Here is a 14,926-nt window from a genome sequence, read left to right as displayed (position 1 = left end):
CTCGAGGGAGCGAGAGGACACGTCACCCATGAGCCACCACCAGCCCGAGCACTCCACGCACGAGCAGCCGGCGCACGAGCACCCGGCCCACGAGCACCACGAACACGTCGACGCGGGCGAGCACGAACCCGACGGCGCCGGTCGTCAGGGCTCGCCCGCGGCATCCGGCACCCGCGAGATGTTCGAGCCCGACGCGTGGGACGAGCGCTACGCGGGCGACGCGCAGGTCTGGAGCGGGCGGCCGAACCCGCAGCTCGTGGCCGAGGCATCCGCCCTGTCCCCCGGTACCGCGCTCGACGTCGGCTGCGGCGAAGGCGGCGACGTGATCTGGCTCGCGCAGCAGGGGTGGCGGGTGACGGGCGCGGACTTCTCGGCGAACGGCCTCGCCCGCGCCGCCAGGCACGCCGAGCAGGCGGGCGTCGCCGACCGCACGGACTGGTGGCGGGTCGACGCGCGTGCGTTCGACCCCGCGGGCCGCGAGTTCGACCTCGTGACGACGCACTTCCTGCACCCGCCCGAGGCGGGCATGGTCGACGTCACCCGCCGATTGGCGCAGGCCGTCGCCCCCGGCGGGCACCTGCTCGTGGTCGGGCACGCGCCGTCGCCCGTGTTCACCCACCTGTCGGCCAGCCACCACGACGCGATGTTCCTCGCCTCGGACCTGCTGCCCGCCCTGCCCGCCGACTTCGAGGTGCTCGTCGCCGAGCAGCGGCCCCGCTCGGCGGTGCGCGACGGCGTGACCGTCGACATCGAGGACGCCACGCTGCTCGCCCGTCGCTCGCGCTGACCTCGGATCGCCCGCCGCCGACCGCGTCGTCAGTCGATGCCGTTCGCTTCCAGGAGCGGCAGCACCCAGCGCTCGACGAGGGCGGGCGGGAGCTCGCCCCGCCGGCGACTGATCACGCGGAGTGCGGGATGGAAGTCCTCGTCGACGCTCACCCGGGCGAGGCCGCCGGTCGTCCGGGTGTGCCGCACGACGAAGAGCGCCGATTCGAGTCGCGTCCGGTCGGTGCCGTCGACCAGCCGATCGACGATCTCGACGACCTGCGGTGCGTGACGAGCGCTGCCGTAGGCGTGCCCGAGCGCCCGGTGCGCGGCGTTCCGCGTTGTGCGCTGGGCAGGTCGAAGGTCCCCGCGCGAACCGAACCAGCGCGCGGCGACGAGCGTCTCGTATCCGTCGACGACGTCGTCGCTCATCACCGAGGACGCGACGGCGTCGACCACCAGCAGCGCGAAGGCCGACTCGCGGGGTGCGGTCCGCGTCTCCCCCGGGGCGGCCCGATTCGGCTCTGCGCTCCCGCTCCTGTTGCCGCCCTGGTCGAGCAGCCGCAGCGCGGCGACCGCGAGGGTCTCGCCCTGCACCCAGGTCGCGGCCCGCATGAACACGCCGACGAACTCCCCGGCGAACCCGGTCGCGGACGCCGCACCGTCGAGCTGCACGAGCAGTCTCGTCACCGACTCGACATCCGAGAGCTCCAGCTCGTGCGCGTAGCGGTCGACCACCGAGACCAGGTACTGCGAGAGGCCGGATGCCGCGACCTGCGTCGCGACGGCGCACGCGATCCTGACCGCGACGCCGGGGTTCCAGACCCCGTCGGGGGCGACGAGCATCCAGCGGAGGAACAGGTAGACGTCGTGGCCCCCGGCGATCGCCGCGACCGACCGCTTCGCGCGGATCACGAGGCGGCGCTGCGTCTCGACGGAGAGTCGCGGCGCGGCGCCCCAGAGCACGGGGTTGCCGCCCTTGCGGTCCCACAACGCGTCGAGCACCTCGCCGAGGTCCCAGTCCACGGCGCCGTCGGAGTCCAGCCGCACGAGCCATTCGCGCAGCACGGCCTGCCGCAGTCGCGCCACGCTCCGGTCGCCGTCGGCGCGCCACGGTGCCATCGCCGCGATGACGCCCGCCGAAGACGAGACGTCGCCGTCCCAGCCGGCGCCGAGGAGTCGGGAGGCCCACAGCACGTCCCCTCCCGGCTGCAGTCGCTCGCCGTCGCGGCGCAGGATCCGGGCGCCGGTGAGCGCACCGATGATGCGGCTGAACACCCCGACCCGCTCCTCGGTCTCGGGTGCGCCGACGAACCGATGCTCGAGGTCCGCCGCCGGGATCGGCTCGCCGCAGGTCGCCGCGAACCGCTCGTCGAGGAGCGCGAGCACCTGCGCGGCCGACCGCACCATCCACGGCGTCGGGCCGAGGCGCTCGGTCACGAGGTCCCAGTACTCGGCGGCGAACTCCCCCTCGGTGAGCCCGAAGCCCAGCCCCCGGTGCCGGCTCATCTCGACCTGGATCCACGCGGGCAACGGCTGGCAGAGCAGCTCCCACCCGCCGTCGCGCTGTTCGCCGGGCAGGCCGAAGTACGCGTTGATCGACGGCCGGTCGCCGACGGGGGCCGCGGTCACGAGGATGTCGCGCCCGAGCTGCTGGGCCACGTTCGTGCGATCGAGGTCGAGCCAGGTGTCTGGCCGCCCCTCGGTGCCGTACTCGGCCCAGAACCTGGGATTGCGGCGATCGTGCACCGTGTCGAAGTGCTCGACGCTCGTCGAGACCACCCACCGCACGCGGTCGCCGACGGTCGACGCGCTGATCGCGTGCTGCAGGGCGGCGGCGAAGCCGGCCTCGACGCCCCACTCGTGGGCGTCGTCCACGACGACGACGGCATGCCGGTCGAGTTCGCCGAGTTCCGTCGCGAGCTGCGCGGCGGAGGTGATCGGGCGATCGAGCACGGCCGATGCGGCTCGTGCGAGCTCGTCCTCGAAGCCCGCCCGGGCCACCGGCGCGACCACGATCACGAAGCGGCCACGGGTGAACAGCTCGTCGGCCGTGCGTCGCGACACCGTCGTCTTGCCGGTTCCCCAGCCCCCGACGACGGGCAGCACGATGCGGTACTCGGGGGCCGCGCACTGCTCGACGAGCCAATGCAGCGACGTGAGCACGTCGGGATCGATGGCGTCGGCATCCGCACGCCGCGCTGCGGCGGCTCGTGAGAGCAGGTCGGGGAGCCTCGCGTCGATGAGCCGCGCCCGCAGGCTCTCGAACGGCATCGTGGCCTGCGCGAGGATCCGGCGCAGCGGCTCGACGTCGAAGACGCCGTTCGATCCCGCGATGATCGAGCGGAGAGCGCGGTCGACCTGCTCGGACCAGCGCCAGGTGTCGAGCGTGCGTGCCGGCTCCTCAGAGGCATCCCAGCCGACGAGCTCGTGGCGGCCGAACTGGGCGTTGGCCATGCGGTCGAGTCCTGCGCGCGACCGCGTGCGCAGCCGATCGAGTTCGAGCCCGCTCGGGGCGTCGCCGTCGAGCAGCAGGTCGATCTTCGCGCCCAGCGTCTCGACGGCGACGGCGGTGCCGACCTGCAGGTCGAATCCCAGTTCGGCTCGGGCGTCGGCGTCGGCGAGCACCGCGGCGATCACCCGCTCGACGATCTGCCGGCACACCGCCCGCTCGCCCTCCGACGGCTGCGCCCGCTCCGCCAGGGTCAGGATGTCGGCGGCGATCGCCGCGGGGTCGGATCGGAACCGGACGACCCGTTCGGCGGTGAGCGGCCCCCATTCGGCGAGCGCGTCGATCGCCAACTGCGCTCCGGTGTCGAGCGCGTCGTTCGGGATGCCCTCGACGGCGATCCATCGCCTGAGCTCGCGTCTGGCGCCCGCGATCGCCGTTCGTGCGACCGGGGGTTTGTGCCCGTCGACCGCGGCCTTGGCCACGACCTCGGCGATCTTCAGGATCGGTGCGGGCACGAGCCCGGAGAGCACGGTCGACGCGATGTCGATCAGCGGAACGGCGACGGCTTCCCTCGGCATTCGACCCCCTTCGATGCAGGCAGACTACCGAAGGCCCGTTGCGGAGGGCGGCGGCTCCGTCAACCCGGTGTCCGTGCCGGGTGATCGGCGTATCGTGACGCGCATGACGCACCCCACGCCGCTGCCGACCGTTCCGGGCCAGGAGTCCGTGTGGGACTACCCGCGCCCGCCTCGCGTCGAGGCCGTCGACGCACGGGTCTCGATCGCCCTCGGCGGGGCGCCGATCGTCGACACGCGTGACGTGCTGCGCGTGCTCGAGACGAGTCATCCGCCCGTGTACTACCTGCTGATCGACGACTTCGTGCCCGGCACGGTCGTGCCGGCGGCCGGCTCGTCGTTCTGCGAGTTCAAGGGGTCGGCCCGGTACTACGACCTCGTCGCCGGCCCGCATCGAGCGGTGCACGCCGCGTGGGAGTATCCGTCGCCGTCGCCCGGGTTCGAGGAGCTCTCCGGGCGCATCGCCGTCTACGCGGGCCTCGTCGAGGCCTGCACGGTCGACGGCGAGCCGGTCGAGCCGCAGCCCGGCGGCTTCTACGGCGGCTGGATCACGTCGAACGTCGTCGGCCCGTTCAAGGGCGGGCCCGGCTCGTTCGGCTGGTAGCGGATCGCCCGACCGGGCGGAGGTGCGGCCCGCAAGAGGCCTGCCGGCATCACCGACCTCCGCCGTACAGGTCGTCGAGCGTGCGCTGCACGAGGGCCTCGGGCAGCGAGAGCCGGAGGGCGATCTCGTCGGCGCCGAGGGCGTGCGCGGCATCCGCCTCGGAGAGCTCGACGACTGGCGCGACGGACTCGACGACGCTCTTGACGCGCTGCAGCACGCTCGCCGACACCGGTTCACGGGCGTTCGGCATCGACGGCCCGGTGCCGTGCAGGTCGAGGAGGTGCATCGCGTCGAGGCCGCCGACGGCCCCCTCCATGCGGCGCACAACTGCGCCCCCGGTGGCGGCGAGGATGTCGGCGCGCCTCGAGCCCGTGAGGCCGACCGACCGGCCGGCCGACCGACCGCCCGGTGAGCCCGAGCGCAGGAGGCGGCGGGCGGCGGCGCGGGCTTCGACGGCCTCGTCGATCGCGACCGGCCTCCAGAGCAGCCACGGCCGGGACTCGAACCGCTCGCCGACGATCGACTCGACGAGCGAGCCCGGCGGGATCACGTCGGGGTCCACCCGGTCGGCGGCGAGCAGCAGGTCCATGCTCGCACCCAGCATCGGCGGCTCCTCGATCAGCCCGGTCACGCCGGCCTCGGGGATGGTCCGGCCGATCGCGAGGAGGTCGGGCATGTCCCCGAACTCGTCGTGCAGTTGCCGAATCGCCGACGCCAGCTTGGTCGCGGTGCGCCGGCTGATCGGCACGTCGCGGTTCGCGGCGAAGGCGAGCGCGGCGAAGAGCCGGGCGGTCGGGGGCAGGCCCTTGTTCAGCATCGCGGACGCCTCGTCGAGCGAGGCCGGCCTCACCCCGCTGCGCAGGAGGGACAGGCCGAGCTCGACCAGCTCGGCCGGGTGGCCCGCGCTGTCGTAACTCGACCTGGCGCCGAGGAGATGCATCGACATCCGTCCCACCTCGGGGCCGGCGATGCCCTGCGGGACGAAGAACGCGATCTTGCGGTCGGCCGCCGCCCAGACGGCGTGCTCGACCGGGCGCCGCCCGTTCCTGGCCCACCGGAGGCGGTAGGCGCCGGGCTCGAGGTCGAGGCGCCACCCCACCGCCCTGAGCGGCTCGCCCTGCCCCACCGGTTTCGGCAGCTCGACGGTCCCGCCCGACCAGTCGCGTACCGAGGGCAACTGCGTGAAGGACGCCATCGACTCGCCGATGATGCCGCGCTGAACGATGACGAGCACGGACTTGCCCGGCAGCGGGGGCGCCTGCGTCAGCTCCCGTGCGATCAGGTCGTCGTGCTCGTCGGAGGTCGGCAGGCGCAGCACGGGCGCCGCAGACGTCAGCGGGATCTCCAGCGTCACCTCGAGGTCGCCGCCCGGCCGGACGAGTACGTCCCGCGAGACGCTGACCCCCTCGAGATCGCCGATCACGGTGTAGGCGCCGGCCGCGAGTTCGGAGGCGACCGAGCCCACACCGCGCACGCCGACAGGTCGAAGGTAGGCGTCGAGCACCTGCAGGTTCGCGCCGGGCGACGTGATGCGCAGGCGCCCGGAGCGGGCGGAGCCTGCCCCGGCACCCGCCGCGGCACCCGCCGCGGCGCCGGCGCCGGCCCCGGCGTCTGCCCCCGTTCCGATCTCAGAGCTGGACATCGCAGTCCTCCCCCGAGACGGTGAAGAGCCCGTCGGCGGCGAAGCCCTTCGTGTCCATGTCCGTGCCCTCGTGCTGCACGTACCAGGTGCCGTCGTAGAGCCACCTCGTCAGGGGGCCGTCGGCGGTGTCCCAGAGTTCGGTCGATGCGTCGGGTGCGACGAGTTCGACGCGACCGGTGAATCCGTCGGGGAAGACGATCCTGACCTTCCGCTTGGTGCGTCCGGGCGGCGGGGTCCGCTCTCCGTCTCGAGCGGCGCCCGCGGCCTTCCTGGTCGGGCCGAAGGTGAGCGTGCCGCTCGTGTGCGGCGGCGGCACTGATTGCTCGCGGCCGGGTCCGAGTGCCTTCGTCCGTTCGGCGACGATCCGCCGGGCGTAGGCGATGAGTCGATCGCCGGTGAGCTCCCCGGTGTCGGGATCCGTCGCCTCGCCGGCGAGCCCCTGCATCAGCGCACGGCTGAAGTGGCCGCGGTACTGCTCGGCGTCGGTCGCCTTGTCCTCGAAGGCGAGCTGGCCGGCGCTCGTCGAGAGCGCGAAGAGGTAGCTCACGTCGCCCGGCGCCCTGGCGGCCCGTGCGAAGCCGGGCGCACCCGGCTCGGCCAGCAGGTCGTAGCCGCGGCAGCAGTCGGCGAGGATGCAGACCTCGGCGAACTGCCCGTCGCGTCGGAACCAGTCGAGGTACTTGTCGAGGCCGAGGTTCGTCTGCCGGCCGGGTTCCGCCTCGGCATCGAGCAGGGCCGAGTCGCCGCCTTGCGGCATGACGCCATGGCCGGCGACGAAGAGGTAGATCCGCGACTGGTCGCGGAGCGCACTGCGCTGGTCCTCGGGCGCCGCGTCGAGTCGGGCGCGCAGGGACTTGTGGGCACTCCAGAGCGCGGAGTCGATCCGTCCCTTCAGCGGGCTCGCCTCGTCGAGCTTTCGCGGGTACGGGCGCGGCGTCAGCATGAGCGACACGTTCTCCCGGGGCAGGCCCCCCTTGTTCGAACCGGTCAGCCAGGTGGCGAACGCCCGGGCATCCGCCACCGGCCCGCGCAGCAACTTGTACCCGCCCGGGTACCGGTTGATGCCGACGACGACGGCGTAGTGGTAGAGGTTCACGGTCGCCGTTCCGGTTCGCCCGGATCCTCGGCGTAGTCGCGGATGAGGTGGACGACGCTCGCGACCACGAGCGGCTCGTTGTCGAACGAGCCGTGGCTCGTCGCGCCGGTGCGGAATCCGTCCTTCGCGCCGTCGGCGCTCGGCGAGAGCACGACGAAGTCCTGCTGCGCGAGGTATTCGCCGACCGCCTTCAGCTTGGCGGACGTGCCGAGCGGCGAGCCGACCAGTTTCTTCAGCCCTGCCGACTTCGAGTCGAAGTAGCGCGCCATGCCGAGCACGGGCACCATGGCCGAAGCTTCCTTCGAGTCGCGCTCGAGCGCACCCGACACGAGGTAGAGCAGCGATCGGGGATAGACCGCGCCGGCGACCCGATCGGCCCGTTCGTGCTCGTCATCCATCGTGAACACTCGGAAGCGATCGATGAGCGGACGCGCGATGGCGAGCGTCTCGGCGAAGTGCGTGGTCGTCGAGGCGGGCGCCAGGAGGAGCACCTGGAACCTCGTCTTCTCGGGCAGCGGCGAGTCGCCCTTCTCGCGGCGGCGCACGACCTCGCGCAGGAGGTTGTCGATGAACACGGCACCGGTGGAGTGGCCGATGAGCGTGATCTTGACGCTGCCGTCGGCCGGCAGCTCGCGCGAGAGCGCATCGAGGAGCAGCCGCCCGCCGCGGTTTCCATCGGCGGCGAACGTATCCGCGGTCTCCTGCTTCATCGCATCCCAGAGCGCTCCGCCCGCGTCGCCGATGTAGAACGCGCGAAGCAGCTCGTCGACGACGGTCGGGTACATGCCGCTGTCGGTGCCGTCGCGGAATCGCCCGACGACGGCGGTGAGCACCTGGAACGCCTTCTTCGCGAACGCGACGATGCTGAGTCCTCCGCGGGCTCCGTCGGGGCCGATGCCCTCGCCGATCTCGGCGAGCACCGCAGGGTCCATCCGGGTCGGCTCCGGCGGCACGTCGGGCACCCCACGCGACCCCTCCTGGTTCATCGCGACGTTGCTGGCGGCGAGGGCTCCCGCGAGCGCCCGGTTGAGATCCTGATCGGTCTGGATGTCGCGGACGAAGGCGTCCTCGTCCTCCGCGGTCAGCGGGGCGGCGTGCTCGGTGGGTTCGTCCGCGAACGGTTCGGCGCCCGCTTCGGGGTCGTCCTTGCGCTTGCGTCTCGCGAGCTCGTCCTGAACGGACTGCTCTGGCGGAAGGGCGACGCCGCGACCCCCGTCGGTCACGCGCGCCTTGCCGACGGCCCACGACACGACTCGCTTGAGCAGTCGGTCGAACAACTCCTCTTTCGCGATCTCGAAGAGGTTGTTGCGGATGACCTCGTACCACCCCGACTGCCAGACGATATGGATCGGATACGCGCCCGCGCCCGTGAACTCCTTTCCGAGGCGTTCGGCGATCTCGACGCCGGACTTCTCGGTCACGAGCCCGCCGTGGAAGTAGATCACGATGCTTCCGGCCGCCACGGCGTCCTGCACGATCTGGTCGACGCCCTCCACGGTCGGGCTCTTCAACTCACCGTCACCGGTGGTACGGATGACGTGCTCTCCCATCGGGAACCCCCAGCAGCGCCCACGGCCGGGCGCTACCCGACCTCATTGCCGGTCGCGGCGATTCGCACGGCCGACGGCGCGCCCGCGCCCCACATCGCGTGTGCGCGCTGTCCGAAGCGTAACGACGTGCTCATTTGCACCACATGTCCCCAGTCCGGGGGGGGTCTCCGCTCATGGAGCATGCGCCCAGACGAGCCCATCGTGCGACGGTCGGTCACGGCCTGACGTCAGGCAGCGTGCCGCCCGCGTGCGGCCCGAGCGGTGAGGGGCCGCAGCGAGACGGCGCGACGACGGTGGCCGGTCGCATGCCCGGCTCCGAGGGGCAGGTCCGCGGATGCCGCGGCGAGCCCGGCAGACCCCAGCCGCTGGTGATCGGCGACCCGCCCGCAGGCACACGGAAGCGCGGTGCGCTCTCCGAGCGCCCCGGTCACGTATTCCAGGTGGGTCGTCATGGCGTGGATCCTGTTCTCGGTCGTGGGCGGTGGCATCCGCCCTCACCCCTAGAGATGCAGCATGCCCCGGATCATGACGCGGGACATCCGGATCCACCCTGAGAAATCCCGCCCGATACAGTCGAATCGGGCGCATGCCCCTTCCGGAAGGAGCCCCATGACCACGACCGCCGCCCCCGCCCTGCGGGTCCGCCCCCGCATCTGGATCGGCCTGGCGATCTGGCTGGGCTACCTCGCACTGGTCTTCACGATCCAGTCGGCGAGCGGCATCCCGTACCAGGAGTGGGGCGACAGCGCGGGCAACCTCTTCTTCGGCGGCGGGCTGTCGCTCATCGTCGCGACCGTGCTGCTCGCGATCACCACGAGCCTGCTCGGCTGGTGGCGTCCGGCGCTCTTCGATCGACAGCGCAGCCGCCACCGGTGGCCGATCCTCGTGCCGATCCTCGTCGCGGTCGCGGCCGTGATGAACCTCGCCGGCACCGATTGGGCGAGCTACAGCGGGGCGTTCCTCGCGGCATCCGTCGTGCTGATGCTCGTCGGGTTCACCGAAGAGCTCGTGAACCGCGGCCTCATGCTCGTGGCGCTCCGCAGCCGCCTGCACGAGGGATGGGTCTGGTTCATCAGCTCGGCCCTGTTCGGGTTGTCGCACTACATCAACGTGCTGCTCGGCGCGCCCGCCGGCGACACGACCATCCAGGTCTTCGCGGCGTTCCTCGGCGGCACCGCGTTCTACATCCTGCGCCGCACGACCGGCTCGCTTGTCTGGGCGATGGTGCTGCACGGCGTCTGGGACTTCTCGGTGTTCGCGACCGGCGTCGGCCACGCGGGCGACATCGCGGCCATCGCGAACGTCGTGTACCTGTTCACCGGCTTCCTCGGCCTCGCGTTCGTCGCCTTCGTGATCCGCGGTTCGAACGAGCGAACGGATGTCGCGACGGCGCCGTCCGCAGGCGGTGCGAGCGTGCCCTCCGCCTGACCGACGAACGCCCGGCCTTCCAGGTGGAAGGCCGGGCGTTTCGCATCGCGCACGATGGCGCGGGTTCGGCGCGTGCGGACCGATGCGTCAGCCGGCCGCGGGCCGCGCCGCGTCGACCTCGGACGGCGCCGTCGCGGCATCCTCGCCCTTGCTCCGGAACGTCCAGAAGACGAACACGAGTGCGAGCACCTCGCCGATCGTGCCGAGGATGAGCCCGAAGGCCGCTCCGCTCGGCGCATGGCCCACGGCGAAGGTCGTGATGTCCCAGGCGCCGTGCAGCGCCATCGCCCAGATGAGGCTCCCCGAGACGCGGCGCACGATGTAGAAGGCGGTGCCGCCGAGGAATGCGAAGCCGATCTGCTGGAGCGTCGGCACCAGCTCCTGCCCGAAGAACAGGTTGGTGGCGTGCATGAGCCCGAAGAGCGCGCTCGTGGTGAACCACACCCACACCTCGCGCACGGTGCCGCGCAGGCTCGTGAGCAGGATGCCGCGGGTCACGAGCTCCTCGTTGAAGCCGACGAGCGCGCCGAGCAGCAGGAGTCCGGCGAGGTAGCCGCCGTCGATGCCCGACCAGTCGACCCCGACGGCCAGGGAGATCACGATCGAGAGCGCCATGAGCGCGGGCGCGATGATCGGCCAGGCGTGCCGGCTGCGACGCTCCTCGCGGAGCGCGGGCTTCCACCAGCCCAGCACGCTCGTCGCGATGACGAGCAGCACGGCCCCCGCGGCGAGGAACAGCACGGGCGCCCGGAAGAGCGTGTCGCCGCTGTCGCCGTACTGGTCGTACGGCACCCCCGAGAGCAGCCCGACGGTGAAGACGACGATCACGTAGGCGATCCAGACGAGGATGCCGATCCACCAGCGGGGTGCGACGCGCATGCGATTCCTTTCCTCCGAGAGCGTCGCCACGGCAGCGACAGCTCAGTATCGCAGCGCCCCCGTGCGGAGGCTCGGAACCGAGCCGGGAGCGCCGGTCGAGTCGGCCTGGTTCACCAGGCGGAGCCGGCGTCGACCGCCGCATCGACCGCTGCATACGCCGGGCCGAACCACGCCTCGCCGTGCCCGGGCAGCACGACGCGCGCTTCGGACGAGGCGATGCCGTCGAGCGACGTCGCCACCCGTGCAGCATCGCGATGGAACATCGAGGGCAGCAGCTGCGGCCCCTGCAACGGCGACGTGCGGTGCCCCGTGACGAACGCATCGCCGACGACGAGCACGCCTTCGCCCTCGAACTCGAACACGGCGTGCCCGCTCGTGTGCCCGTCGACGAGACGCATCCGGGGCCGCCCGGGCACGTCGATGCGGCCGTCGCGCACCGGGGGCTCCGTCGCGCTCGGCACCCCGAGGTCGGCCCGCCCGTCGAGCAACGGCACGATCGCCAAGGCCCAGGGGGCGACGCCCGGCCGCCAGCCGTTGCGCAGCACCTGGCCGGTTCCGACCTGCTCGAACACCTCCCGATGCACGTTCGCGAGCTCGCGCGGGTGAGCGTGCACCGTCGTGCCGAAGTGCTCGGCGAGCCAGGCGGCCCCACCGAGGTGGTCGGCGTGCCCGTGCGTGATGAGCACGACGTCGACATCGTCGGGCTTCACGCCGACCTGGGCGAGGGATGCTTCGAGCAGCCCCTGCTGGCCGACGTAGCCCGAGTCGACGAGCGTGACCCCGTCGGGCCCCGAGTAGACGACCCAGTTCACATGCTCGGTGTGCGCGAAGTGGACGTGCGCGCTCACGCGATCGACCCGCAGGCCGCTCAGCGCCGCGCCGGCACCAGTGTCACCGTCCATGGGCCCTCCCCGAGCATCACGGTACGCGGTCGGCTCGGCGCGCAGACGCTCCGACACTATCCGCCGAGGCAGTTGTCGCCGAGACAGCCCCCGCCACCGCCGGGGTCGACGGTCGCGGGCGGCGGTTTCGGGTCGAACCGATCCGCCGGAACCGGCATCGCGATGGCGATGACGAGGCCGAGGAGTCCGACGGCGCACGCGATGATGATGAGCGCAGGCCGACGGCTGACCACGGCGAAGACGAACCCGGCGATCAGGGTGCCGAACGTCGCCACGGCGGTCACGACGTACAGATTCTCCTGCTCCGGCGTCAGCGATCTGCTCGAACCCCACGTGGAGAGGCCGGCGGCGAGGGCCTCCCAGAGGAGCAGCATGGCGAGCAGCCAGCTCACCGCGATCAGTCCGCCGGAGATCCGCGCCGACGTGCGCCGTTCCCGTCCGAGGAGCGCCCCGGTGAAGGCGATGCCGAACGCGACGATGAGCGTCAGGATCCCGGCGTCGCTCCAGGAGTCGGCGTCGCCCAGCATGGCGGCGAGTCCGGCGTTCGCGAGGCTCGGGATGCCGCGCACGGCGTTCGCGAGCAGGACCGCGACGGGCGCGGCGACCACGATCAGCGTCCACCGCCCACCACGGCCCATCGACCGCAGCCCGAACTGCACGGCTGCGGTGAGCGCGATCCACACCAGCAGGTTCGGGTCGAACAACGTGACGACGAACGGGATCAGGATGTCGATCGAGCCCTCGACCTGCGACGAGGCGACGAGCAGCAGCACGCCGAGCGCGCGCAGGACGACGACGGATGTCACGAGCACGACGGTCTCGACAGCGCGGGTCCGCAGGTCGAATCCCGGGCGCTCCGAGCCGACCGGTTCGTTCGTCCCGGTGTCGTCGGCGTCGGACAGGGCTCCGCTCATCCGCTCAGCCTCCCCCGGCCGCGGCCCTCACGCCTCAGTGCTGCCCCGGAACCGCCGAGTGCGCCGAGGCCCTAGCGCGCCGCAGCCGCCCAGGCCGTGAGCTTCGGATGCCGCTCCTCCGACGTCTCCTCGTCGAACTGCTCGCCGGCGGGCTCGCCGTCGGTCTGCTCGACGTCGGCCACCGGGTCGACCTCGACTCCGCGCTCGTCGAGCACGTCGAGCGGCACGTACTCGATGAGTTCGTTCTCGAGCTCATCGGTGTCGAGGTACGGCACGAGGCGATCGGGGTCGGCCAGTGCGAGTTCGACGACCGCGGCGCCCTTGCCGATCAGCCACGACCGGAAGTAATGGAACCCGTCATCGCTCAGTCCGCCAGAGGCGGCGTACCCGGCGTCCCACACCGACCACCGGTTGAGCCGCACCAACTGCCGCCGGAACTCCCGGGCGAACGCCTCGACCTCACCGTCGGTACGTTCGCTCAGCAGTTCGAAGAGCGAGTCGGGATCGGCGCTGGGCGACTCGGGCGCGGTGCCATCTCGTGCAGCATCGATGAGGGCGTAGAACTCGACTTCGGTCATGGAGCGAACGTAGGGACACCCACCGTCATCGGGCGCACTCCGGCACTCCGGCACTCCGGCACCGCGAATCCTCAGCGCCCCCGCTGCGCGCGTCGGTCGAGCTTCGCGCGTTGGAGCCGCGCCTCGGCGGCGTGGGCGGCGATCGAGGCGAGGTCGGGGTCGCCCGGCGAGAGCGCGGCGCGCAGCGCGTTCCGTTCGCGCGCCGCGCGCGTGAGGTCGGCGGCGCCGACCGCCGTCGCCACTGCCGTCGCGGCGACGAGGATGGCGAGCGCAATCGAAGTCGCGACGCCCGGGATGCCCAGCTCGGGGTCCACCAGGGCTGCGGCAACCAGGAACACGGCGGGCGGAACGAGCGCGGCCATGACCACGCGCGACGCCCAGAGCCCCGCCCGCTGTCCGAGCAGAAGTTGCTCGGCCACCTCGTCCGGCACGCGCCGCGGCGTGCCGTCGGCCACCCACCGCACCGCCGCCCGCTCGGCACGCCGCGTCTGCACGAGCAGCACGACCGCGAGCACGGCGATGAGCGCCACGATGAGCGCGATCGCGATGCCGCCCCAGAGGCTCAGCCCGTCGATGAAGCGCTCGACCGGCTCGTCGAAATACCGTTCGTCGCAGCGCTTGCACGGCTGCCTGAGCCAGACCGAGACGAACCAGAGCACGAGGGCGACGCCGAGCGCGCACACCGCGATGAGGAGCGGGCGCGCGCTCCGGTTCTTCGCCGACGGGAGCAGCCCGGCAGGCGGTTCGACGGCATCGGATGCCTCGCGACGCCGCCACTCGGCGAGGTCCGCTGCCCCCAACGATCGTTTCCAGGTGAGCTCGAGCGCGAAGGAACGGCCCCCTTGCCGTTCCTCGAGGCGCTGCAGGGAGGGCCGCGCGACGAGCCAGGCGAGTACGACGACCACGCTCACGGCGACGACGGTCCAGACCTCGGGGATGCGCCCTTCCTCGTCGAGGAGCGCGAAGCAGAGGAGGAACCCGCCGACCGCCATCGCGATCACCGCGACCGCGAGCACGGAACGGCGTACGAATCGGGCCGGCGGCGTCGCGAGTCGGGCGCGGTGCGCCGCCGACGGCAGTTCGTTCGGCTTCGCAGCCGTATGGCGTTCGAGGAGGCGCAACGCCGCTGCTGCATCGGCGGCGGCGAGGAGGGAGATCGCAAGCGAGATCACCGCCGCGAGCACGAACAACGGCGGGATCGTCGCCCGGAGGAACGCGTCGAGCTCGAGCTCGCGCTCGCGCGAGAGGCTCCCCAGGGCTTCGTCGCCGACGATCGCGGCGATGAGCAGCAACGCCCAGGCCGCCCCGGCGCCGACGGCGAACGCGATCGACAGGTCGGCCGCGGTACGGGCGATCGCCGAAGCGGTCGTGTCGGGCACCTCGACGAACACGAGGTCGCGCAGCTCGTTCTCGGTGCGGATGCGCGCGGCACGCCGTCGCGCGGTTCGGGCCGCTCGCCCCGATTTGGCCTGCCGCCCGTCGGGCCCCGTCACCGTCGCTCCCCCACGCCCGGCGAACCGACGAGACGGGGACGGGGGCCG

13 protein-coding genes are annotated in these 14,926 nt (G+C 72.2%); 3 read left to right on the top strand and 10 right to left on the bottom strand.

Annotated features, from left to right (window positions below):
• Nucleotides 1-28: 28 nt before the first annotated feature.
• A complete protein-coding gene (locus BM342_RS05805) occupies nucleotides 29-787 on the top strand; it encodes a class I SAM-dependent methyltransferase (protein ID WP_092964493.1) in 759 nt (252 codons plus the stop codon).
• 29 nt (nucleotides 788-816) lie between these two features.
• Here BM342_RS05805 and BM342_RS05800 read toward each other — a convergent pair whose 3' ends face one another.
• On the bottom strand, nucleotides 817-3,795 hold the full coding sequence (locus BM342_RS05800; protein ID WP_092964492.1) for an ATP-binding protein: 2,979 nt from the start codon (nucleotides 3,793-3,795) through the stop codon (nucleotides 817-819).
• A 103-nt stretch (nucleotides 3,796-3,898) separates the two neighbouring features.
• Between BM342_RS05800 and BM342_RS05795 the strand changes: the two genes are divergently transcribed.
• Nucleotides 3,899-4,396: a DUF427 domain-containing protein gene (locus BM342_RS05795; protein ID WP_092966592.1), complete on the top strand. Its 498-nt coding sequence runs from the start codon at nucleotides 3,899-3,901 to the stop codon at nucleotides 4,394-4,396.
• A 49-nt stretch (nucleotides 4,397-4,445) separates the two neighbouring features.
• Here the strand turns inward: BM342_RS05795 and BM342_RS19795 are convergent, their stop codons facing one another.
• From BM342_RS19795 to BM342_RS19415, 4 genes are all read right to left on the bottom strand, one after another.
• Nucleotides 4,446-6,038, bottom strand: coding sequence for a hypothetical protein (locus BM342_RS19795; protein ID WP_092964491.1), 1,593 nt, complete (start codon nucleotides 6,036-6,038; stop codon nucleotides 4,446-4,448).
• The gene (locus BM342_RS05785) at nucleotides 6,025-7,134 is read right to left on the bottom strand and encodes a caspase family protein (protein ID WP_092964490.1); all 1,110 of its coding nucleotides are present in this window, start codon (nucleotides 7,132-7,134) and stop codon (nucleotides 6,025-6,027) included. The genes BM342_RS19795 and BM342_RS05785 overlap by 14 nt, the downstream gene beginning before the upstream one ends.
• Nucleotides 7,131-8,684 (bottom strand): hypothetical protein, encoded by a 1,554-nt coding sequence (locus BM342_RS19790; RefSeq protein ID WP_177232069.1) that lies wholly within the window; start codon nucleotides 8,682-8,684, stop codon nucleotides 7,131-7,133. The genes BM342_RS05785 and BM342_RS19790 overlap by 4 nt, the downstream gene beginning before the upstream one ends.
• Nucleotides 8,685-8,911: 227 nt before the next feature.
• Entirely contained in the window at nucleotides 8,912-9,136 is a 225-nt protein-coding gene (locus tag BM342_RS19415) for a hypothetical protein (protein ID WP_143109765.1), read from the bottom strand.
• Between the two features lie 157 nt (nucleotides 9,137-9,293).
• Between BM342_RS19415 and BM342_RS05775 the strand changes: the two genes are divergently transcribed.
• A complete protein-coding gene (locus BM342_RS05775; protein ID WP_255368555.1) occupies nucleotides 9,294-10,112 on the top strand; it encodes a CPBP family intramembrane glutamic endopeptidase in 819 nt (272 codons plus the stop codon).
• 87 nt (nucleotides 10,113-10,199) lie between these two features.
• On the opposite strand, the gene BM342_RS05770 is transcribed toward BM342_RS05775, so the two are convergent.
• The 5 genes from BM342_RS05770 to BM342_RS05750 form a co-directional block, all read right to left on the bottom strand.
• Complete coding sequence (locus BM342_RS05770) at nucleotides 10,200-10,991, bottom strand: CPBP family intramembrane glutamic endopeptidase (protein ID WP_092964488.1); 792 nt, start codon at nucleotides 10,989-10,991, stop codon at nucleotides 10,200-10,202.
• A gap of 110 nt (nucleotides 10,992-11,101) precedes the next feature.
• Entirely contained in the window at nucleotides 11,102-11,893 is a 792-nt protein-coding gene (locus BM342_RS05765; RefSeq protein WP_092964487.1) for an MBL fold metallo-hydrolase, read from the bottom strand.
• Between the two features lie 56 nt (nucleotides 11,894-11,949).
• On the bottom strand, nucleotides 11,950-12,807 hold the full coding sequence (locus BM342_RS05760; RefSeq protein ID WP_092964486.1) for a hypothetical protein: 858 nt from the start codon (nucleotides 12,805-12,807) through the stop codon (nucleotides 11,950-11,952).
• Between the two features lie 71 nt (nucleotides 12,808-12,878).
• On the bottom strand, nucleotides 12,879-13,385 hold the full coding sequence (locus tag BM342_RS05755; protein ID WP_092964485.1) for a DUF4240 domain-containing protein: 507 nt from the start codon (nucleotides 13,383-13,385) through the stop codon (nucleotides 12,879-12,881).
• 71 nt (nucleotides 13,386-13,456) lie between these two features.
• The gene (locus BM342_RS05750) at nucleotides 13,457-14,878 is read right to left on the bottom strand and encodes a hypothetical protein (RefSeq protein ID WP_092964484.1); all 1,422 of its coding nucleotides are present in this window, start codon (nucleotides 14,876-14,878) and stop codon (nucleotides 13,457-13,459) included.
• Between the last annotated feature and the right edge of the window lie 48 nt (nucleotides 14,879-14,926).

Source organism: Agromyces sp. CF514, from assembly GCF_900113185.1.
Lineage (GTDB): Bacteria > Actinomycetota > Actinomycetes > Actinomycetales > Microbacteriaceae > Agromyces.
This window is presented reverse-complemented; position numbering and strand designations above follow the sequence as displayed.